Origin of the sequence: Porphyromonas uenonis DSM 23387 = JCM 13868 (assembly GCF_000482365.1) — a bacterium.
GTDB lineage: Bacteria > Bacteroidota > Bacteroidia > Bacteroidales > Porphyromonadaceae > Porphyromonas > Porphyromonas uenonis.
This window is the reverse complement of record NZ_KI535308.1, coordinates 183,574-205,668: the sequence shown is the minus strand read 5'-3', so window position 1 is coordinate 205,668 and position 22,095 is coordinate 183,574. Positions and strand designations below refer to the sequence as shown.

Annotated in this window: 19 protein-coding genes; 5 read left to right on the top strand and 14 right to left on the bottom strand. The window is 54.5% G+C overall.

What is annotated here, in order from left to right:
• Nucleotides 1–101 precede the first annotated feature (101 nt).
• The 5 genes from L215_RS0107395 to L215_RS0107375 all read left to right on the top strand — a co-directional run bounded on the left by L215_RS0107395 (nucleotide 102) and on the right by L215_RS0107375 (nucleotide 5,710).
• On the top strand, nucleotides 102–1,568 hold the full coding sequence (locus L215_RS0107395; protein ID WP_025884301.1) for a CCA tRNA nucleotidyltransferase: 1,467 nt from the start codon (nucleotides 102–104) through the stop codon (nucleotides 1,566–1,568).
• Between the two features lie 15 nt (nucleotides 1,569–1,583).
• Entirely contained in the window at nucleotides 1,584–2,219 is a 636-nt protein-coding gene (locus L215_RS0107390) for a hypothetical protein (RefSeq protein ID WP_027451571.1), read from the top strand.
• Between the two features lie 89 nt (nucleotides 2,220–2,308).
• Nucleotides 2,309–4,006, top strand: a complete 1,698-nt coding sequence (locus tag L215_RS0107385) for a glutamine--tRNA ligase/YqeY domain fusion protein (RefSeq protein WP_027451570.1) — start codon at nucleotides 2,309–2,311, stop codon at nucleotides 4,004–4,006.
• Nucleotides 4,007–4,029: 23 nt separating this feature from the next.
• Nucleotides 4,030–4,689 carry a DedA family protein gene (locus tag L215_RS0107380; RefSeq protein WP_025884299.1) on the top strand — a complete coding sequence of 220 codons (660 nt, stop codon included), beginning with the start codon at nucleotides 4,030–4,032 and terminating at the stop codon, nucleotides 4,687–4,689.
• A 64-nt stretch (nucleotides 4,690–4,753) separates the two neighbouring features.
• Nucleotides 4,754–5,710: an NAD-dependent epimerase/dehydratase family protein gene (locus L215_RS0107375; RefSeq protein ID WP_025884297.1), complete on the top strand. Its 957-nt coding sequence runs from the start codon at nucleotides 4,754–4,756 to the stop codon at nucleotides 5,708–5,710.
• A gap of 641 nt (nucleotides 5,711–6,351) precedes the next feature.
• On the opposite strand, the gene nagB is transcribed toward L215_RS0107375, so the two are convergent.
• The 14 genes from nagB to L215_RS0107305 form a co-directional block, all read right to left on the bottom strand.
• Nucleotides 6,352–7,158: a glucosamine-6-phosphate deaminase gene (gene nagB / locus L215_RS0107370; RefSeq protein ID WP_025884314.1), complete on the bottom strand. Its 807-nt coding sequence runs from the start codon at nucleotides 7,156–7,158 to the stop codon at nucleotides 6,352–6,354.
• 31 nt (nucleotides 7,159–7,189) lie between these two features.
• Nucleotides 7,190–8,404 (bottom strand): FprA family A-type flavoprotein, encoded by a 1,215-nt coding sequence (locus tag L215_RS0107365; RefSeq protein ID WP_025884315.1) that lies wholly within the window; start codon nucleotides 8,402–8,404, stop codon nucleotides 7,190–7,192.
• Nucleotides 8,405–8,437: 33 nt separating this feature from the next.
• Nucleotides 8,438–9,352 carry a prolipoprotein diacylglyceryl transferase gene (lgt, locus tag L215_RS0107360; RefSeq protein ID WP_025884316.1) on the bottom strand — a complete coding sequence of 305 codons (915 nt, stop codon included), beginning with the start codon at nucleotides 9,350–9,352 and terminating at the stop codon, nucleotides 8,438–8,440.
• Between the two features lie 53 nt (nucleotides 9,353–9,405).
• Complete coding sequence (locus L215_RS0107355; protein ID WP_025884317.1) at nucleotides 9,406–10,314, bottom strand: diaminopimelate dehydrogenase; 909 nt, start codon at nucleotides 10,312–10,314, stop codon at nucleotides 9,406–9,408.
• A 29-nt stretch (nucleotides 10,315–10,343) separates the two neighbouring features.
• Nucleotides 10,344–11,204, bottom strand: a complete 861-nt coding sequence (ypfJ, locus tag L215_RS0107350; protein WP_027451569.1) for a KPN_02809 family neutral zinc metallopeptidase — start codon at nucleotides 11,202–11,204, stop codon at nucleotides 10,344–10,346.
• Entirely contained in the window at nucleotides 11,201–12,754 is a 1,554-nt protein-coding gene (lipB, locus tag L215_RS10415; protein ID WP_025884318.1) for a lipoyl(octanoyl) transferase LipB, read from the bottom strand. Before lipB ends, ypfJ begins: the two co-directional genes overlap by 4 nt.
• A 5-nt stretch (nucleotides 12,755–12,759) precedes the next feature.
• Entirely contained in the window at nucleotides 12,760–13,809 is a 1,050-nt protein-coding gene (gene murB / locus L215_RS0107340) for a UDP-N-acetylmuramate dehydrogenase (RefSeq protein ID WP_262499050.1), read from the bottom strand.
• 83 nt (nucleotides 13,810–13,892) lie between these two features.
• Nucleotides 13,893–14,375: an SPOR domain-containing protein gene (locus tag L215_RS0107335; RefSeq protein WP_027451568.1), complete on the bottom strand. Its 483-nt coding sequence runs from the start codon at nucleotides 14,373–14,375 to the stop codon at nucleotides 13,893–13,895.
• 541 nt (nucleotides 14,376–14,916) lie between these two features.
• Nucleotides 14,917–15,396 carry a V-type ATPase subunit K gene (locus L215_RS0107330; protein ID WP_007365942.1) on the bottom strand — a complete coding sequence of 160 codons (480 nt, stop codon included), beginning with the start codon at nucleotides 15,394–15,396 and terminating at the stop codon, nucleotides 14,917–14,919.
• A gap of 38 nt (nucleotides 15,397–15,434) precedes the next feature.
• The gene (locus L215_RS0107325) at nucleotides 15,435–17,264 is read right to left on the bottom strand and encodes a V-type ATP synthase subunit I (protein ID WP_027451567.1); all 1,830 of its coding nucleotides are present in this window, start codon (nucleotides 17,262–17,264) and stop codon (nucleotides 15,435–15,437) included.
• A complete protein-coding gene (locus L215_RS0107320) occupies nucleotides 17,261–17,881 on the bottom strand; it encodes a V-type ATP synthase subunit D (protein ID WP_025883637.1) in 621 nt (206 codons plus the stop codon). The genes L215_RS0107325 and L215_RS0107320 overlap by 4 nt, the downstream gene beginning before the upstream one ends.
• Nucleotides 17,882–17,889: 8 nt before the next feature.
• On the bottom strand, nucleotides 17,890–19,230 hold the full coding sequence (locus L215_RS0107315; protein WP_025883638.1) for a V-type ATP synthase subunit B: 1,341 nt from the start codon (nucleotides 19,228–19,230) through the stop codon (nucleotides 17,890–17,892).
• Nucleotides 19,231–19,253: 23 nt separating this feature from the next.
• On the bottom strand, nucleotides 19,254–21,023 hold the full coding sequence (locus L215_RS0107310; RefSeq protein ID WP_025883639.1) for a V-type ATP synthase subunit A: 1,770 nt from the start codon (nucleotides 21,021–21,023) through the stop codon (nucleotides 19,254–19,256).
• An 8-nt stretch (nucleotides 21,024–21,031) separates the two neighbouring features.
• Nucleotides 21,032–22,018, bottom strand: coding sequence for a DUF2764 family protein (locus L215_RS0107305; protein WP_025883640.1), 987 nt, complete (start codon nucleotides 22,016–22,018; stop codon nucleotides 21,032–21,034).
• Between the last annotated feature and the right edge of the window lie 77 nt (nucleotides 22,019–22,095).

Sequence of the window (22,095 nt, the reverse complement as noted above, 5' to 3'; positions counted from 1 at the left end):
TCGAAGGCTACAGTCTCTAATTTGTATTACCTTTGTAACGCTTCACCTGAGGCTGTAGTACTTGTGCGACAGCCATCGTTTACCATATAGAGGAGATAGATATGCCGATACCTTTTGACCCTTATGCTGACTACAGTCCGTACCTGCGCCATCCAGTCTTTGCGCTGGTGGGGCGTGTGGCTGATACGCTTGATCTGGAGACCTATGTGGTCGGTGGATGGGTGCGTGACCTTTTCCTACAGCGCCCGAGCAATGATATAGACATCGTCTGCGTGGGCAGTGGCATTACCTTGGCTAAAGCGGTGGCTCGGGAGATAGGGCCAAAGTGCCAGGTGCATGTCTTTGCGAACTTTGGTACGGCGCAGCTGCGCTACAAGGGCGTGGAGGTGGAGTTCGTCGGAGCGCGTCGTGAGAGCTACCAGCGAGATAGTCGCAAGCCGATCGTCGAGGATGGAACGCTCGAAGATGATCAGGAGCGACGCGACTTCACGATCAATGCGATGGCTATCTCGCTCAACGAACGTACTTATGGCGAGCTGGTAGACCCCTTCTACGGGCTGGAGGATCTGCAGGACTATATGATCCGCACGCCGGTCGATCCGCAGGTTACCTTCGATGATGATCCGCTGCGGATGATGCGTGCGGTGCGCTTTGCCTCGCAGCTGGGCTTCTTCATCGATGATGCCGTCTTTGACGCTATTGTGAAGCTCCGAGAGCGCATTAAGATAGTTTCAGCGGAGCGTATCATCGTGGAGCTCAACAAGATCATGCTCTCGCCGCGTCCCAGTGTGGGGCTATCCCTGATGGAGCAGACGGGGCTACTGGAGCTGATCCTGCCCGAGGTGCAGCTACTGCGTGGCACCGAGACGGTCGTCGGTGTGGGGCACAAGGACAATCTCGCGCATACCTATCAAGTGGTTGACCAGTTGGCGGCAAAGAGTGACAACCTCTACCTTCGCTGGGCAGCTCTGCTACATGACATTGCGAAGCCTAAGACGAAGCGCTGGGATGCACAGCAGGGGTGGACCTTTCACAATCATAACTATATAGGGGCTAAGATGGTGCCGCGAATGTTTCGTCGGCTTAAGCTCCCGCTGGACAGCCACATGCAGTATGTTGCCAAGCTGGTAGACCTACACATGCGTCCCTCTTCGCTCGTTGATGAGGGGGTGACCGACTCGGCGATACGTCGTCTGCTCTTTGATGCGGGCGATGATATAGAGGACTTGATGACGCTGGTGGAGAGCGACGTGACGAGCAAGAATCCGAAGCGCGTACAGCAGGTCCTGGACAACTACCAGATGATACGACGCAAGCTCCAAGAGGTGGAGGAGAAGGATCGCATTCGCAACTTTGCTCCGCCGATCGATGGCGCCGAGATCATGCGTCTCTTTGGGATTCCGCCTTCGCAGATCGTGGGGACGCTCAAGGAGCGGATCAAGAATGCGATCCTAGACGGTGAGATACCCAATGAATATGAGCCTGCTCGTGAGCTGCTCCTCAAGGAAGCTGCCGAGCGTGGGCTCAAGCCACAAGAGGGTGAGCCCGCACAACCTACTAATGACTGAAAGACAGACAGAACTATGACAGATCAGACGAAGATAGCCGAAGAGCTAGCTGAGCCACATCACTTTGGTTCACACAATATCTATATGCCCACGGCTCCTGTGGGTCACTTCCTCCCTTATTACCCGTGGCACACGCTCTACGAGCAGCTGCCCTTCGAGGGGGCTTATCCGCAGCTCCTTTACACAAACAGCCAGGCAGATGCCCTCTTTGACGCTCTCTCGCTACGCCTTGCCGAGTTGGTGGCAGACGAAGACTTTCACATGGAGGTGTCGCTGCAGTACCCTATGGGCATACCTGTAGAGGAGGTGCGTGAGGGCTACCTGACACTCATCGTGACAGACCCCAGCCTGGCGCAAAGGCTCGAGGGCTTGCCCGTGGAGGTGCCCAGAGAGCTGTGGCTCGACATGCTCGCTATGAGCTTGATACAGTACATCCTGCAGACGGAGATAGCTCCCGAGGAGCAGGTAGAGGTCGCCCTAGTGGAGATGCCCCACGAGGGTGCCGAGGAGGATAGCGAAGAGGTGCGTCCTCTCTGGGTCAAGCAGTGGGAGCAGACGCAAGAGATGATCCACAAGAGCGACGGTGCTCACCGCTATCGCTACGGCTTTAGCCTCACCTTAGCGGGCCGCACCCCCAGCGACGTCGAGTAGCGTGCTTTTTTTATCTACCTTTGTACTCAGATAGATAACCGAGGGAGGCTACTTCACGGCGCAAGGGTCTCCGATAAGATATAGATGCAATGAACAAGACTCCACTAGAGGATGCTGCAAGCAATGGCGCAGAGAGCACGGGACTAAACTTTATAGAGCAGGTTGTCGTAGCGGACATCCAGAGCGGTAAGTACGATGGACGTGTGCAGACACGCTTCCCACCAGAGCCTAACGGCTACCTACACATAGGTCACGCTAAGGCTATCTGCATTGACTTCGGCATCGCTCAGAAGTATGGTGGTGTGTGCAATCTACGCTTTGACGATACCAACCCGATCAAAGAGGATGTGGAGTACGTGGACGCTATCCGTGAGGACATCCACTGGCTCGGCTTTGAGTGGGGTAAGGAGTGCTACGCTTCGGACTACTTTCCACAGCTCTACGCCTTTGCCGAGCGTCTCATCATGACGGGCCATGCTTACGTCGATGAGCAGAGCGCCGAGGAGATTGCCCAGCAGAAGGGTACGCCCACGACCCCTGGCATCAATAGCCCTTACCGTGATCGTTCCGCTGAGGAGAGCTTGGATCTCTTCCACCGTATGAATGCGGGCGAATTCCCCGAGGGCGCTATGACGCTCCGTGCTAAGATCGATATGGCTTCGGACGATATGCACTTCCGCGACCCGATTATCTACCGTATCATCAAGCGCCCGCATCACCGCACTGGTACAGAGTGGCAGGTCTATCCTATGTACGACTTTGCGCATGGACAGAGCGACTACTTCGAGGGGGTGACCCACTCGATCTGTACCTTGGAGTTCGTGCCGCATCGTCCGCTCTACAACTATCTTGTGGAGCTCCTGATGCCCGAGGGCACCACTTACAGACCGTATCAGTTTGAGTTTAACCGCCTCAACCTCACCTACACGATGATGAGCAAGCGCAAGCTCCTCAGTCTCGTGCAGCAGGGGCTAGTCACTGGTTGGAACGACCCACGTATGCCGACCCTCTGCGGTCTGCGTCGTAGGGGCTACACGCCACAGTCCATCCGTGACTTCGTCAGCATGATTGGCTATACCCGCTATGAGGGCACCATTGATCTCTCGCTCCTAGAGCATGCTGTGCGCAACGATCTCAACAAGCACGCAGCACGTGTCTCGGCTGTCCTAGATCCTGTCAAGCTCATCCTGACCAATCTCCCAGAGGGTCACGACGAAGCGCTAGAGATGGTCAATAACCCTGAGGATCTATCGGAGGGCACGCATATTCAGCACCTTACGCGTGAGCTCTGGATCGATCGGAGCGACTTTATGGAGGAGGCTCCGAAGAAGTATTATCGCCTTACACCTGGTGGCTTGGACGTGCGCCTACGTGGTGGCTACATCATTAAGTGTACTGGCTGCGAAAAGGATGCCGAGGGCAATGTGACCGCTGTCCTTGCCGAAGTTTACCTGGACAGCAAAACAGGCATGGAAGGTAGCAATCGTAAGGTCAAGGCTACGATACACTGGGTCTCTACGGCCTATGCGCTAGATGCTGAGGTACGTCTCTATGACCGCCTCTTCCTAGAGGAAGACCCCTCAGGTATTCCTGCTGAGGAGCTCAAGGACCATCTCAATCCCGACTCACTCATCGTGCAGCATGCTTATGTCGAGGAGTGTTTACGAGACGCTCAGGTAGGGGATCACTTGCAGTTCCAGAGAGTTGGTTACTTTACGGTCGATCCCGACAGCCGTCCAGGCGCACTGGTTTTCAACCGTACCGTATCGCTCAAAGATCGTCGCTAGAGAAGCTACCTCCTTAGAAAAGTATGCTGGAACAACTGACGCTTTGGTTCTTTGAGCATCTGAACTACTGGACGGTCTTCCTCTTGATGACCATCGAGAGTTCGTTTATCCCCTTTCCTAGTGAAGTGGTTGTGCCACCCGCAGCCTTTCTAGCCGCCACGGATGGGCAGATGAGCGTCGTCGGCGTACTCTTCTTTGCCACCTGTGGAGCGATTGTAGGGGCACTCATCAACTATTACTTAGCCATGTGGCTCGGGCGTCCTATCGTCTACCGCTTTGCTGGCAGTAGAGTAGGGCGTATGCTCCTGCTGAGTCCCGAGAAGCTCGACCGTGCCAACGAATACTTCGTTCGCAAGGGGGCTGTCTCCACTTTCGTAGGTCGTCTGGTGCCTGCTATTCGTCAGCTCATCTCCATTCCCGCAGGCTTAGCCCGCATGCCACTAGGCGTTTTTGTGGGCTACACGGCTCTAGGTGCTGGCGTCTGGAATGCGGTGCTCACCCTCATTGGCGTCCTCCTCTCGCGTGTCCCAGGCATCGAGACGAAGGAGCAAGTGGTCGCTAAGGCGAGCGAATACAGCCACATCATCGGTTACTCCATATTGGCGATTGTGCTATTGCTGCTGACGATCTATATCGTCAAGCAGGTCCAGCGTAAGCGTCGCCGCAATCTGATCACAGACTAAAAGCTCTTAATCGTCTCCTTTTAGGTACCTTTGCACAGCAAAATAAGCTCAACTATATAAAGACATGAAGAATATATTGATCATTGGCTCGACCGGTCAGATAGGCTCCGAGCTGACAATGAAACTACGTCGTGAGTACCAAAATGGTTCAGTCGTAGCCGGTTACATCGCTGCAATGCCTCCTAAGGGCGAGCTCCTCGAGAGTGGTCCCGCAGAGCTTGCCGACATTACCGACTCAGCTCAGCTAGCAGCTATCGTCGACAAGTACAAGATCGATACTATCTATAACCTAGCAGCCCTCCTGAGCGCTACCGCAGAGGCTAAGCCTCAGCTGGCGTGGCATATCGGACTGGGTGGACTCTTTAACGTCCTAGAGATAGCTCGTGAGAAGGGTTGTGCCGTCTTCACCCCCAGCTCTATCGGAGCTTTTGGCGATGAGACCCCCAAGGATAAAACTCCTCAGGATACGATCCAGCGCCCCAAGACTATGTACGGTGTGACCAAGGTGGCTGGTGAGCTCCTCAGCGACTACTACCACAAGCGCTTTGGCGTAGACACCCGCTCGGTGCGCTTCCCAGGGCTTATCTCCAATGTGACGCTACCCGGCGGTGGCACCACGGACTATGCTGTAGAGATCTACTACGCAGCCGTCAAGGAGGGCAAGTTCGTCTGCCCCATCAAGGAGGGTACCTACATGGATATGATGTATATGCCAGACGCACTGCACGCTATGGTCCAGCTCATGGAGGCTGATCCTACGAGACTGGTACATCGCAACTCCTTCAACATTGCCTCGATGAGCTTCGAGCCAGGCCAGATCGCTGCCGCCGTCAAGCGTATCATCCCCGACTTCGAGATGAGCTACGACGTCGATCCGCTGCGCCAAGCTATCGCTGAGTCGTGGCCTAACTCGCTCGACGACAGCTGTGCTCGTCGTGAGTGGGACTGGCAGCCACACTACGACCTCGACACCATGAGTCAGGATATGATTCAGGTGCTACGCGCTCGCTACGGCAAGTAAGCATCCGCACAGATCCCCAGAGACTGACACCGTCTCATCCATATGCGCCACTCTTGAGTTCGTTCAGGGGTGGCGCTTTTCATTTGTGCCTCTAGAAGAAAGCTCCGCTAGTGCGAACGCATGGCCACCTTCTGTGGGGCGGCAACTGCTTTTGTAAAAGTTCCATAATGGTTCCAGCCTTGGAACTTTTTAGTTCCAGCGGTGGAACTTTTCAGTTCCAAGGGAGGAACTTTTTAGTTCCAAGGGAGGAACTGTTCGATCCCTAGGGAGGGACGAAGAAATCCCTAGGGAGGGATTTGAGTTTTCCAACGGTGGAAAGTTAGTTTTCCAACGGTGGAAAGTTTGACCGGGTAGAGGAGATAAAGAAAGAAGGTCGAGGAGCGACGGATGCTTCTCGACCTTCTCTGGTCGTGGCGTATGCTACGGGAGCATCCGCCGATCTATTTGAGACTGTTGCATAAAGGCGAACCGCTGTGTTGCTTTCGGGATTCGGCTTCGGTCACATACGGAGGTATGCTCCCTTCAGACCTCACCCTCAGCGCCTTGCGCTTCATCCTTTCTGCAAAGTCTAGACAATCTTGCAAGCAAGATTGTGAGACTGTTGACTTTTGCAACAGTCTCTATTTGTGAGCTGCCACCTCTTAGTAGGCTAGACCCTCACGGGCTAGCTGCTCCTCCTGCTTGTAAAAGCGGAAGGTCTTCACCTGTAGCTCTACGGCAGCATCGTCATCGCAGACGATGATGCTGTCGGAGTGGAGCTGCAGCGCAGAGATAGGACACATCTGGGTGATATGCCCCTCGACTGCCTTGCAGAGAGCGCGTGCCTTGTTCGAACCGTTGATAAGAATCATCACCTCACGAGCGTCTGTCACGGTACCGACACCTACAGTGAGGGCGCGTGTGGGAACCTTCGAGAGGTCGTTGTCAAAGAAACGGCTGTTGTCACGGATGGTCTCGGGCATCAGACGCACCTCACGAGTGCGAGAGGCTAGCGAGGAGCCTGGCTCGTTGAAGGCGATATGTCCGTCAGAGCCGATACCTCCGATGAAGAGGTCGATACCTCCGAGTGACTGAATCATCTCTTCGTAAGCTTGGCACTCGGCAGCGGTGTCCTCAGCCAAACCATTGAGGAGGTGGGTATTCTTAGGGTCGATGTCGATGTGGTCGAAGAAGTTGCTCTTCATAAAGTAGTGATAGCTCTCGGGATGTGAGGGCTCTAGACCGACATACTCGTCCATATTGACTGTAATTACGTTCTTGAAGCTGACACGACCAGCCTGACAGGCTTTGGCCAGCTCTTGATACATACCAATAGGGGTAGAGCCTGTGGGCAGACCGATCACAAAGGGGCGGTCAGCTGTGGGTGCAAACTCATTGATGCGTTTGATCACATGCTCTGCTGCCCATGTAGACATGGCAGCATAATCTTGCTCGATAACAAGTCTCATAGATTATTTGTTGGTTGTTGGTATTTAGGTATTAACGGTAAAGTTCTAATAGTCTCTTGGCAATAGCAGCTCCTAGGTCACGTCCCTGAGCGAGCTGCTCGTCGGTGGCGGCTCCCTTGATCTCTACGGGGTCGGTCACCTGCTCGAAGGCTAGCTTCTCTAGGATCTCAGGCATGATCTTGACAGCTTTGCCTGCCCAAGTGCATCCGCCGAAGTAGCCGATGAGATGATGCTTGACCTCGCGGAGGGCTACCTTGTTGAGGATCTCACGCATCGGGGGAAAGAGGTCGTTGCTATAGGTCGGAGCGCCGACGATAAGGGCGCGATACTTGAAGATGTCACGGAGCATATGGGAGGGATCGGCCGTGCTAACGTTGTGGACGACGATCTCCTTGATGCCGCTCTGCGCTAGTCCCTGAGCGACCGCCTCGGCCATCTGCTCGGTGTGGCCATACATACTGCCGTAGAGGATGACCGCACCGCAGCTTGTGTCGTACTTGCTGAGCTGATCGTAGATGGCGAGTGCCTGGGGGAAGCCGTGCTCCGTCCATACGGGACCATGGGTCGGACAGATGTACTGTGGCGACAGACCTAGTGAGCTGTACTTCTCCAGAGCTTTCTGGACAAACATACCGAACTTACCCACGATGCAGGCGTAGTAGCGGTACATCTCCTCGTAGTAAAGGTCGAGATTCATATCTCGGTCTATTATAGCTCCATTGAGCGTGCCAAAGGTGCCGAAGGCGTCGGCCGTGAAGAGGACGTTGTTTGAGCTCTCGTAGGTAAACATGACCTCGGGCCAGTGTACCATCGGTGCCATGACGAACTGGAAGGAGAAGTCGCCCACCTCTAGAGGCTCTTTCTCCGAAACGACTACGCGCTGCTCCTGAGGGATTGGCGCAAAGTAAGAGTCGAGCATGCCGAAGGTTTTGGCATTGCCCACCACCTTCATCTCAGGATAGAGGGTGCGTAGGAGACCGATAGAGCCACTGTGGTCAGGCTCCATATGGTCTACGATGAGGTAGTCGATGGGACGATCGCCGATGATCGCTTTGATCTCGCCAAGATGCTTCTCAGCGGTGCCTATCTCGACACCATCGATGAGGACGACCTGCTCACCCACGAGCAGATAAGAGTTGTAGCTGACGCCATGGGGTAGTGACCAGGAGCCCTCGAAGAGGGGCTTCGTGCGGTCATTGACTCCGATATAGTATATTGAATCGGTAATTTGATTACGATACTCCATAATAGAATGGTTGCTTTATAGTAGTGAATAGATTTAGTGCTTGTTGGGATGAGCGGCTTGCTCCTTGCGCTTTGTTTCCTCTGCGAGTAGACGCTCCACCTCTGCCTGAGGCACTGGGTGGCGCAGGGCGTAGATGATCATGCCGACTCCGATGATGATGAAGGGGATGCTGAGTAGCTGCCCCTGGTTGAGCCCGATGGCCTCGACCAACTTGTGCTCCCACGGCTCCTGGACGAATTTGACGGTCTCGATGAGGAGACGTGCTATGAAGGTGAGCGTGAGGAGCGTCCCGACGATGAGCCCATGATACTTGTAGCCCGCATTGCGACGCCAGTAGAGCCACATGCAGATGGCGAAGACGAGCAAGTAGGCGAGCGCCTCGTAGATGGCTGTCGGGTGGCAAGGCATACCACCAGCCAAGGTCTGCCACTCGGCAGAGCGTACGAAGCGAAAGCCCCAGGCGACATCGGTAGGGTAGCCGAAGATCTCGCTGTTCATCAGGTTGCCGAGACGTATCATGGCTGCCACGAGTCCTACGGGTACGCAGAGGCGATCCATGCCCCAGAGGATTGGTTTGTGCGACACCTTGCGTGCGTAGATCCACATGACGATGATGAGACCGATCACACCGCCGTGGCTCGCTAGTCCGCCCTCCCACGTTTTCAGGATTTCAACGGGATTGGCGAGGTAGTATAGGGGATCGTAAAAGAGGCAGTGCCCTAGTCGAGCGCCTACGATCGTACCGATGGCTACGTACCAAAAGAGCTTGTCAAACCATGGCTCGGGCAAGCCTTCTTTCCGCCAGATGCGATGCACGATCCACGGACCGAAGACGAAGAGCCCTACGGCAAAGAGTATGGCGTACCAGCGCAACTCAAAGGTGCCGATGGTAAAGATGGCGGGGCTGACGTCCCACGTGATGGCTAGTAGGGGTAGTGTGCTGGACATGTCATTAGAGGTTAGAGATTAGACCTTAGAGGTTAGAGGTTAGACCTTAGAAGTTAGACTAGTTGGGCGATCCAGTCGGAGCGGTCGCCAGCGAGTAGGTCTATAACTGGCACCTCGGGGAGTGTGTAGGCTCCTGGGGTGAGGCGCTGCGTAGCACGAGCCGAGGCGACCATCATCTGGGCGGTCAGGGCGGGGTTGTTGATCTGCATCTCGAAGGTGATACGCTGGTTGTGCGTTACACCCGAGACCCCTTTGCGCATCATATGCACGCCATGGCCTACGTCCTCTAGAGCTGCGACAGAAGGGACGAAAGTGACGATCGTTTCGTCATGAGCGAAGTAATCATCAGCGAGGATGGCTTGGCGTACCTGCTCTTCGTTGGCTCCTGACTCTAGCTCTACATAGACCTGTCTGCGGTGCTGTCCATAACCTATGGGCAGGGTCATAGAGAGCGCATCTCGGACACCAGCTATGGCACGTGCCGCTACGGAGTGTCCCATGCTCATGCCTGGCCCAAAGTCTGTGTAGGTGATTCCCTCGGGAGCCATCGCCTGCATCAAGGTACGAACGATCGAGTCGCTTCCGGGATCCCAGCCAGCGCTGATGATGGAGACTGCTTGGTGCTCCTGAGCTACCGCCATCAAGTCGTGGCGTAGCGTAGCTATCTGGGTATGGATGTCAAAGCTGTCTACGGTGCAAAGACCCTGAGCGAGGTAACGCTTGGCGTAGTCGGGCACGGAGCGTGTCGGCACGGCCAGGATGGCGACATCTGCCTTGGGGAGGGCTTCATCCTCTCCGTAAACGGCAATGCCATGAGCGGTCAATACTTGGCTTTGAGGATCATTCTTGGAGCGACGGACTACACCGACCAGCTCCATGTCGGGAGCGGTGCGTACGGTGGTTACGACCTGCTTGCCTACGTGTCCGTAGCCTACGACGAGTACTTTTATCTTTTGGTTCATCTGAAATCTGCTATAGAATTGGTTGTTGCTTACAAGCGGTAACGGCTCGCGCCATCCAAGCTGCCTGTCTCAAAGCCAGAGCGAAAGGCTTGCATGCGCTGTGCTGAGGTACCGTGTGTGAATGAGTCTGGGACGGCGTAGCCCTGCGCCTCTTTTTGCAAAGTATCATCACCGATAGCGTTGGCGGCTGTGAGCGCATCCTCGAGGTCTCCGGACTCAATGAGTATGATACCGAGTCGCTGTGCGTGGTATGCCCATACGCCAGCAAGGTAGTCGGCTTGCAGTTCTAGCTGTACACTAGCGCGGTTGTACGCTTCCTGCGAGACACGCCCTTGCTGCTGGTGTAGCTTGTCAGAGATACCGAGGAGGTTCTGCACGTGATGCCCTACCTCGTGAGCGGTGACGTAAGCCATAGCTAAGTCTCCTGGCGCTTTGAAGCGAGAGGCGAGTAGATTGAAGAAGTCTAAGTCAATGTAGACTGTCTGGTCGGCCGGACAGTAGAAGGGCCCTACCTCGCTGGTGGCTCCTCCGCAACGGCTCTGCACCTGATCGGTGAAGGTCACCAGTGTCGGTGCCGCATAGGAGCGTTGTAATTCGGAATTGAAGAGGTCTGTCCACACGTCGTTGCAACTGTTGAAGACGCGCAGCGTGAAGACCTTGAACTCTTCGTTTTCGTTGACACGTGAGGGGTCTACCTGCTCCTTCTGTGAGCTGGGCAAGACATTGTTTGCCACCTGCATCAGTCCCGAGAGGTCTACACCAAAGAAGAGGCTGGCGAGGACGATGACGATACCACCGATGCCACCTCCGAGGGCTAGCCCTTTGCCTGAGATGCGTCCGCGTCTGTCTTGGTAGTTTGCCGAACTGTCGTTGGGTCTAAGCCATTTCATAGTATGTTGTCGTTAGGTAGGTGGTACATAAGGTGCGTGAAGTGCTTGCGAAAGAGCCCCTCCAGCTGATGCTTGACTAGTGGAAAGTAGACCTCCCCTCGTCCTATCTCTTGCTCCATCGAGGTGACCCCCTTGTCGGTAAAGCCACACGGATTGATGAGCTGGAAGTAGCTTAGGTCGGTATTGACATTGAGTGCGAAGCCGTGCATCGTTACATAGCGAGAGGTATGCACGCCGATAGCGCAGATCTTACGAGCTTGCGGTGTGTGCGCATCGATCCAGACGCCCGTAGCGCCCTCGAGACGCTCCGCACGAATGCCGTAGAGGTAGAGAAGATCGATGATGCACTGCTCCATCGTGTGGATGTACTCCTTGATCCCTACGCCGTAATGCTCTAGGTCAAAGATTGGGTATCCCGTGATCTGCCCAGGACCATGGTAAGTAATGTCGCCACCACGCTCTATCTGGACAAGCTGAATGCCTTTAGAGTTGAGCAAAGCCTCCGAGACGAGCAGATTTGTCTGCTGCCCATGCTTGCCAATGGTCAGCACAGGCTCATGCTCGCAAAAGAGTAGCACGTCCTCAGGCACCGTCTGATGTGCTACCTTGGCATCGATACGCTCGTGCCAAAGCTTCTGTTGCATCTCCAAAGCCTCTTGGTAATCAATCCTACCACAATCCCGATAGGTAAAAGGCTCGGCACCACTCTTCACTAGCTTGTCTGGCGTGGGCTGCGGGATATAACCAGACTCCTCCGTGTAGCGTAGGGTCAATCCGTCGTAGCCCACGTACACTCCCCCGGGCAGTCGCTCTTGTAGCTCCGCAGTAGGTGGCGCATGGTGCGAAAGGTGAATGATGTAGCTGCGCTGTGGCTGAACCTGGGCGGTCAGCTCAATAGCCTCCTCGATCGTTTGATGTGTCGGGTGAGGCTTGGTGTAGCGCAGTCCATTGACAAAGAGTAGCTCCACGCCTCGGAGCTTCTCTAGCTCCTCTGGGGCGATGCTCTTGAGGTCGGTTAGGAAGCCAAAGCTCCCTATGCGATAGCCTAGTATCGGCTGCTTGCCGTGCATCACCCGTATCGGCTCTATCGTTAGGTCGTACAGTGTAAACGGCTCTAGCGACGAGATGGGGTGCAGCGTCAAGTGTGGCGTGCCGGGATAGCGATGCGGTCCGAAGTAGTAGTGTAGTCGAGCCTTGATCGCCTCCAGCACGTTAGGCTCTGCGTAGATGGGTAGCTCCGTACGCCACGAGATAGTACGCAGATCGTCTAGCCCTCCGATATGGTCGTAGTGCTGGTGCGTTAGGATGATCGCATCTAGATGATCAATGCCTGCTAGGAGCGCTTGCTGTCTGAAGTCTGCGCTACAGTCTATCAAGATTCGTCGCCCCGAAGGTGAGACCACTAGAGCCGATGTGCGGGTGCGCTGGTCGCGTGGGTCTAGGCTTAGACAGGTACGACAGTAGCAACCCACCTCAGGTACGCCTGTGCTGGTACCTGAGCCTAGTAGCTCGACGATCTGTGGCGAGGGATGACTGTGGCGAGAGGGCATAGGCGTCAGTCTATATAGCGCACCTCGGGGTGTAGTGAGATGCCGAACTTACGGCTCACCTCCTGCTGCACGTGCTCTGCCAGTGCGACCACCTCTTGACCGGTTGCCCCGCCGTAGTTGACGAGGACGAGCGGTTGCTTTTCGTAGACCCCTACGGCACCTGTGCGGTAGCCTTTGAGTCCCGTTTGGTCTATGAGCCAGGCCGCTGAGAGCTTGACTTCCCCTTCGTGGTGAGTAGGGTAGTGAGGCACGGGCGTGTCATATTGCTTCGCCAGCTCCTCGTACTGCGCTAGCGGCACGATGGGGTTCATGAAGAAGCTTCCACCATTCGGTATCTCCTCAGGGTCGGGTAGCTTAGCACGGCGAATGCTGATCACCTCTTGGCGAATCTCCTCGGGCGTAGGCATCGTGTCGCGGCCTTCGAAAGCTTTTGCCAGGGAGGCGTAGCTCAGATTGCAGGTCGGCTCGGTGCTTAGTATGAAGTGCACATGCGTGACGATGTAGGAGTGGTACTGCGGATCTTTGAAGATGCTATACCTATATCTGTAGTCGCACAGAGCGCTCGGTATGCGGAGCTTCATTCCTGTCGCTAGGTCGACCACATCGACCGCTACGATGTACTGAGAGACCTCGCTCCCGTAGGCACCTATATTTTGGATAGCAGCAGCGCCCACGGTGCCTGGGATGAGCGATAGATTTTCTATACCATAGAGACCACGGCTGAGCATCAGCTCCACAAAGTGATCCCACACGATGCCACTACCCGCCCGTACATGCTGCTGCCCTGGGTGAGTCAGCGCACTCTCGGTCTCATCGTAGTAGTGGAGGTCGTCGATCTGCGAGTAGAGGATGACGCCACGATACTTATCGTGCGTAAAGAGTAGGTTGCTCCCAGCACCTATCGGTAGGTAGGGCTGCGAGACAAAGTACTCATCACGTGCCAGCGTCTGAAGATCCTCAGCACTGCTGTAGTTGATCCACCAGTCGGCGGTAGCCTCTGTGGCAAATGTGTGGTACTCCCGAAGCGGTTGATGCTGTATGATCTCCATAGCTATAGTGTCCGAAGAAGGAGTCTTAGAGTCTATCTATGTAAACTCTAAGACTCCTATTTTATTATGGCTTCGAAGTAAGGAAGCTACTAGCGGATCTTCTCCAGAATCCAAGCATCCTGAAACTCAGGAGCGAAGCGTCCCTTGACCTGCTCTCTAGAAGCCTCAGCCTCACGGCGGTTGTCAAAGCTGGAGATGATGACACGGAGCATACCAGCCTCGTTCTGACCTAGCACGGGGGTGTAGCCCTGAGCCTGTAGGCGCTCCTTGAGGGAGTATGCGTTGGTGTGGTTTTGGAATGAGCCGACGACCACGTTGTAGGTCTTGAGCATGTTTGCGTCCTCACCTTTGACCGCCTCTAGGCGCTCACGACGTAGCTGGATGTCAGCGGCTGGCTCACGAGCGACGACAACACTAGCGGGGGGAGTCTGCACAGGCTCTTGTTGCTGTGTGGCCACTTCACGCTGCTTTGCCTTCTCATACACCTGACGATAAGCACTTTGCTTAGGCCCACATGCGCTCACTGAGAGCAGAACAAGGGCTGAGGATAGGATGATTAATGCCTTTTTCATATCTGTATGTTGTTTGAACTTGTTGATTCGTTGTATTCTACGTTGCTTCGTTGTATTCTACGTCACAAAGGTAGTAGTTTTTGCGCAAATACCACCACCCTCATGCCTGATGAGTGACTAATTCTTATTTTGAGGTGCTGGGAAAGGGAAAAATAGACACGATTTCAATTCCTAGGTAGGAAATCAGAGATTGACCGACAAGTCAAAGGAGACTGTTGCATAAAGGCGAATCGCTGTGTTACTTTCGGGATTCGGCTTCGGTCACATACGGAGGTATGCTCCCTTCAGACCTCACCCTCAGCGCCTTGCGCTTCATCCTTTCTGCAAAGTCAGGACAATCTTGCAAGCAAGATTGTGAGACTGTTGACTTTTGCAACAGTCTCCAAAGAGAGCTGGAAACATTTCGTACTGTAGGCACTAATAAAACAAGTCCCCGACAGAGCAATCTCTGCCGAGGACTGGTCCTATAGTTTGTCAGGGCTAGTTACTAGCCCACGTCCGTAGAGCTTGCTAGCATAGCGAAGGCTCTAGCTGGGTGTCTCTATGCGGCGAGGAATAGACCTCTGACGACACCGAAGGTTAGGATCGATACAAGTAGCGCTAGGATGGCGTATAGCTCAGGGAAGACGGCCATGACCATGGTCGCACCAAAGAGGTTGTTGCCAGCACCGATACCCTTGATACCATTGGCGCAGACCTGAGCCTGACGGATGGCTGAGTAGAGACCGACGAGACCGAGGCTGAGCCCAGCAGCGAAGATAGCCCACGCAGCACCAGCACCAAGTACGCCAGCGGTGAGGAGATCCTTGATAAGACCGTTAGCCATAAAGAAGCCGACGAAGCCGTACAGACCCTGTGAAGAGGGAAGCGCGGAGAGTCCGATGTACTGACCGAGGGCATCGGGGTTCTTTTTCATAGATCCGATGGTCGCATTACCTGCGATGGTGACACCGATTGAGGAGCCGATACCCGTTAGGATGACCATGAGGGCTACGCCTCCGTATGCAATTAGTTCGTTCATGTTATGTATATCTGTTATTTGATTTGATTATTGCTTGTTTAGTTGACCTTAAAGGGGGTGTATGGCTTACCGCCACCCTCGAACTCGCTGTTCTTGTAGTACTCCACAAAGGTGAGACGCAGCGGGTGTACGAGCGAGCTGATGATAGCTAGTCCGAAGTTGAGCCCATGCCCGAAGAGTAGGATGAAGACCATTACGAGCCAGTTGACCCCGACGGGTAGACCCTCAGACATGGAGACCGCTAGGTTGTTGAAGACACCTCCCAGCACGCCACTCGTCAGACCGATCGCAAAGAGACGGATGTAGGAGAGGGTGTCTCCGAGTAGTCCCGAGGCGGTGTTGTAGGTTGCCCAGAGTGAGGAGCCGATGTTGAGGAAGATGTTTTTGCCAGGGCTGTTGTAGAAGACCACAACGAGTCCTGCAGCTATCGCCAGTCCGTAGAATATGTAGGTGACGTAGCTCGGTATCCCAGTCGTAGCCATAGGCAGTGCCACTGCCATGATGAGGGCAAAGATGACGATGACCCAGGCGTACGAAGAGAGGGCATACTTGAGTCCTCGCTGCTTCTGTATCTTGACGGCTGCCACGGTCTTGGCAAAGAGGATCTGAATGATACCCAGCACGACCGAGAGGAGCATGAGGTTGTCCTGATTGAGGAAGTAGTCATTGCGCACACTGCCCAGCAGGGAACCATCATTGGCCCATGGCATGACCATACCGAAGACGGTCCCGAGTAGCGAACCGACCACGACGGTGGTGCCGCCGAGCCACTGCGCTAGAGAGCAAATGTCTTTCGTTGATTGCCCCTTGACCTTGCGCTTAAAGATCGTCGCCAATAGGAAGATGACGAGTCCATAGCCTGCATCTCCAAAGCATAAGCTGAAGAAGAGCATGAAGAAGGGGGCAAAGAGGGGTGTCGAGTCGAGCTCCGAGTAGTTCGGCAGAGAGTACATTCGCGTAATCGGCTCGAAGAGTCGACTGAAGCGATTGTTCTGGAGCTTGATGGGGATCTTGTCCTCATCAAGTATCTCCTGCTCAGCATAGTAGCAGGGGAGCTGGTCTAGCTCTTGTCGCACCTCGGGTACGATCTTGCTCGGTATCCACCCCTCGAGGAGTATCACCTTGTCATCCGCCTCGCCAGTAGCCTGTAGGAAGGCGTTGCTCATCTGATACTTGTCCTGGAGAAGGAGGTCGTAGCCCTGCAAGTCCTCTAGGTGCTGATCGATAAACTCCTGTATCTCGGTGTCTATCTGCTCGGCACGCTGCTCGAAAGAGGCGAGTCGCTCAGCTAGTTCGCTGGCGGTGTGGGTCGGAGCTTTGATCTGCTCCGCCTCGATGCGCTCAGTGCTCTTGTCGCCGACGGTGATGAAGTAGTGATGCGAGCGTCGGGTGTCGATGATGATAGCATTGTGCTCCTCCTCCCAGCGCTCTTGGTACTGAGCTGTAGGGATGATGTAGAAGCGGACTGGGTAACCCGCTTGCTGGAGCCGCTCTAGCTGCTGGACGTCATAGTCGCCCCACGGCTCCCAGTAATCGTTTTCCCTCTGTTGGCTCTCGATCTGAGAGGCTATCTGGCGACGATCCTCTAGGAGCGTCTCGATCTGCTGTAGCAGAGCCTCGCCCTCCTCTGTGCTAGCTGGCTTGCGGGGAGCGCCGATGGGCTGCTCCTCGGAGCGCTTGCGAGAGAGGGTGCGGATGAGGTCTGACAGATGACGACGCGCCACAACGATCTCCTTGATCTGTTCGCTCTCACTGGTCGACTTGTTCTCCTTAATATGCACGACCCCTAGGTCGCGTAGCTTGAGGAGGAAGCTGTCGTAGTCTTGGTGATAGACTAGGAAGAGGTACTTATCTATTTTCTCTATCATTGTGCTAGTCGCTCTTTTTGTTTGGCAGCACGAATCTCTAGATTGGTGCGCATGATCTTTTGCGAAGCCTTGGAGAGACTCTCCTCATCCTCTAGATAACGCTTGATCTTGAGGATAGCGTCTTTGTAGCCAGGTATCTGAACCTTCTCAAAGAGGTTGACCTTTTGCGTAGTCTTACGACGAGCATACTCGAGATACTCTAGCTTGAGATTGAGAAACTCTGCCTCGATGCCCAGTGTGGCTAGCGCCTTGAGTAGCTCGACACCCTGAGCAAACCACGAGGGACGGCTAAAGAGGCTGAAAGGCTTCACCTCGTAGTCGATATTGTCTAGCACAGGGACGACGACACCAGCTATCTTCTTCGTCGAGAGCTGTACGTCGGTGACGCTGACCAGCGTAGGGTCAAACTCGTCCCACAGAGCCACCATATCCTGGTAGCCCTGTATGCCCTGCTCTAGCTGCTCATTGAGAGTATCTATCTCACGGCGAGCCTTCTTGACCTCTAGACGGAGGGCACTCTCCTTGCTCTTGATCGTGGGCAGGGTGCGCTCTCGCATCTTAAGCTGCTTTTGTTGCTGCTGTAGCGAGGTCTTATTGTACTGAAACTTGATCGCCATCTCTCTTTCTAAGCTTTGTCGACCTTACTATCTGTAGGCCAATACTTGTCCACGAGACTCTGGCGGATGCTCACCTCGGCGGGGGTGAAGTACTTGGCAAAGAGGCTCCACGCATGATCGAGCATCTCGGTCGTATTGAGGTTGACGTCGATAGCTAGGAGATCGTTGGCATAGTCCTTAGCGAAGTCTAGCGTACGCTGGTCGTAGTCTGTCAGGTCAAAGCCGTTTTCCAGCTTAGTCTGAGCATTGGCCGCATCGGCATAGAGACGTACACCAGCATTCATCACCTGCGGGTGGTCTTCGCGTGTCTTCTTACCGATGACTAGCTGCTTCAGACGAGAGAGCGAGCGGAAGGGGTCTACGATAACCTTACCGATGGAAGAGTCACGACGTAGATAGAGCTGACCCTCGGTGATGTAACCCGTATTATCAGGCACAGCGTGCGTGATGTCGCCTCCCGAGAGGGTCGTCACAGCGATGATCGTGATGGAGCCACCGTCGGGGAACTGTACCGCCTTCTCGTAGATCTTAGCCAAGTCGGAGTAGAGGGAGCCTGGCATTGAGTCCTTAGAGGGGATCTGGTCCATACGGTTCGAGACGATGGAGAGCGCATCGGCGTAGTTGGTCATATCGGTCAGGAGGACCAGCACCTTCTCATGCTTCTGCACAGCAAAGTACTCAGCTGCCGACAGCGCCATATCGGGGATCAGCAGACGCTCCACGGAGGGGTCTTCGGTCGTATTGATAAAGCTCACGATACGATCCAGTGCTCCCGCATTGCTAAAGGTCTTCTTGTAGTAAAGGTAGTCATCGTTCGTCAGACCCATACCACCGAGGATGATCTTGTCGCTCTCGGCACGGAGAGCTACGAGTGCCATCACCTCGTTAAAGGGTTGGTCTGGGTCCGCAAAGAACGGAATCTTCTGTCCCGTCACGAGCGTGTTGTTGAGGTCGATACCAGCGATACCTGTAGCGATCAGCTCGGAGGGCTGATCACGACGTACAGGATTGACCGAGGGACCGCCGATCTCTACATCCTCGCCCTCTAGCTGTGGACCGCCATCGATAGGCTCTCCGTAAGCGTTGAAGAAGCGTCCAGCCAATTGGTCGCTCACCTTGAGAGCTGGCGCCTCACCGAGGAAGATAACCTCAGCATTGGTTGGGATGCCCTCAGTGCCTGCGAAGACCTGTAGAGTTACCTCGTCTTCATTGATTCTAACCACCTGAGCGAGCTTGCCATTGATTGTAGCTAGCTCGTCATTACCTACACCCGTAGCGTGGAGCATACAGGTGGCTTTGGTAATGTTGGTGATGCGTGTATATATCTTTTGAAAAGCTTGTGTAGCCATTGTGAGACGTTAGATACTAGAGGTTAGATATTAGAGGAGGCGTGCGTAGACTGCTGCTCGATCAGCTGCTCGTACTGCTGCTGGTACTTCTTGAAGTCTTCACTCTGAAACTCCGAGTAGTTCATCTGCTTGAGGTGGTTGATAAGCGTCTTGAAGAATTTGCTCACCTCGTTGAAGTCCTCAAAGTTGAAGTCCGTGTGACAGATCTTGATCACTCTGTCGAGCATATACTTCTGGCGCTCTAGAGGCGTGTTGCAGTCGATATCGTCAAAGGCATCCTGCTGTAGGATCACAAAGTCTATCAGCTCAGACTTCCAGAAAGTCACGTGATACTCTACGGGGACGCCGTCATCACCGAGGATGTTGATCTGCTCTGCGATCTCCTTGCCACGCTGCATGCGAGTCTTGATCTCGTTTACCTTGTCTAGCCAGTCGGAGCCGAGGTCTGCCGTGATGTACTCCTTGAGCTCGGGGTATTCTATATATTTAGAGTAACTGTCGATTGGGTTGACAGCGGGGTAACGCTTGCTATCAGCGCGCTCCTGCTCTAGAGCGTAGAAGCATCGAGCCACCTTCTTCGTATTCTCCGTGACAGGCTCCTTAAGGTTACCACCTGCTGGAGAGACCGTACCGATAAAAGTCACAGAGCCCGTCTCGCCATTGTTGAGATAGACGAAGCCCGCACGAGCGTAGAAGTTTGCCACGATAGCCGACAAGTCCATCGGGAATGCGTCTGGTCCAGGGAGCTCCTCTAGACGGTTCGACATCTCACGCAGTGCCTGCGCCCAGCGAGAGGTCGAGTCCGCCATGAGTAGTACTCGGAGCCCCATCGAGCGGTAGTACTCAGCGATAGTCATAGCGGTGTAGACCGAAGCCTCACGAGCAGCCACTGGCATGTTACTCGTATTAGCGATGATGATCGTACGCTCCATCAGCTTGCGTCCCGTGTGTGGGTCTTCGAGCTCAGGGAACTCGGCAAAGATCTCCACCACCTCGTTAGCACGCTCACCGCAGGCAGCCATGATGACGATGTCCGCCTCCGCCTGCTTAGAGATAGCGTGCTGGAGGACCGTCTTGCCCGTACCGAAAGGCCCAGGGATAAAGCCCGTACCACCCTCTACGATTGGGTTTAGCGTGTCAATGGTTCGTACGCCCGTCTCTAGGAGCTTGAAGGGACGAGGCTTCTCGCTGTAGACCTGGATAGGCACCTTGACAGGCCAACGCTGGATCATCGTGATATCATGCTTCTTGCCCTCAGCGTCAACGATGACAGCGATCGTCTCCTCGACAGTGTACTGACCCGCAGGCTTGACACTCTCGACCGTGTAGCTCCCCTCCATGACGAAGGGTACCATGATGCGGTGTGGCTGGTGATTCTCGTCCACCTGCCCCAGCCACGAGCCAGCCTGTACCGTGTCGCCCGCCTTAGCAATAGGCGTAAAGTCCCACTTCCTAGTCGTGTCTAGTGGATGGGTGTAGTCACCTCTCTTGAGGAAGACACCATCCATCTTGTCTAGGTCGTGCTGCAGACCGTCATAGTTCTTGGAGAGCATACCTGGTCCCAGAGTCACCTCGAGCATGTGCCCAGTGAAAGAGACCTTGTCGCCCACCTTCATACCACGAGTACTCTCAAAGACCTGTACATATACATTTGCACCGATCACCTTGATCACCTCGCTCATCAGCTCCACCCCGCGTACGGTGATGTAGCATATTTCATTTTGCGATACGGGACCATCGACCTCTACCGTGACGAGGTTAGAGACGATTCCTTTTACCACACCGTTTGTCATTGTATCTATTATTTCTTTTGTTTGCGTTTGAACTCCTCTAGCGAGGTGGTGCTCTCATGCTTGAGCTGAGAGACTATCTGACGGAAGACTTGCTCGCCTGTCTCTTCGTTGAGTGATACCCAGCGCTCTAGGATCTCTAGCTCTAGGTAGTAGGCTAGGAGATACTCTATGTCAAAGGGCTTGGAGAAGGTATGCTCCTCCAGCCAATCCCAGCGAAGCCGATCTATCAGCTGTTCGCGACGAGCGATGTCCTCCTCGCGACTGATATTGACCAACTGCTGTATCTGAGGAAAGAGCTCCTCCGTAATGCTAAAGTCCGCAGCCTGCGAAGTGCGCAGATGATGCTGCAGCGTGCCCCCTCCGATGATATACTCCTTAGGGTCAAAGCCCAGCTGCCGACTCGTGTAGGCGGCCAGGATATTCTTGATGTTAAGGTTGAACTCCGCCCACTCGGCTACGAAACTATTCTTCTGATGCATCAGATAGTCGTAGTACATCGCCATGAGCTTATCCTGCTCTAGGCGTAGCTGCCAGATCGTGTAGGGTTCCTCCGCTTGCTGTAGCTCCTCGCGCATCTCAGCTCGCTCCTCGGCAAGCTCCTCCTCCAGCTCGGGGTCGGGGAGACGCATCTCGATGTACTCCTTGATGAAGTCAGGTAACTGCTTCGTGCGGGGACGCTTCGTGCGCTGCTGTACAGCTATGATATAGTCAGCCAGCTCCTTGGCGTCGATTGTCTCTAGGGGCTCCTTAGGCTCCAGCTCAATCTCTGAGGGGTCATCCTCCCAGTGGATAGAGTCGTCCGAGAGCCACGCATTGATCGTCTTCAAGATCTGCGGTAGCTCCTGCTCCATGAGGAGTAGGTCTAGGAGACGTCTGTCACGCTTGGTGAGCTCCTGTCGTAGCTCCGCCTGCAGCGCATCCGTCTGTATCGGTAGCTTGCGGTCGTCTACACCAATGTTTGGCAGACCTGCGATGGTAGCGTAGTACTTTGCCATAATGTCTTCGCTATAGCACAGCAAGTGGTGTGCAGAGAGACTCTGTAGACACCCTTAACTATACCTTATACATAGCT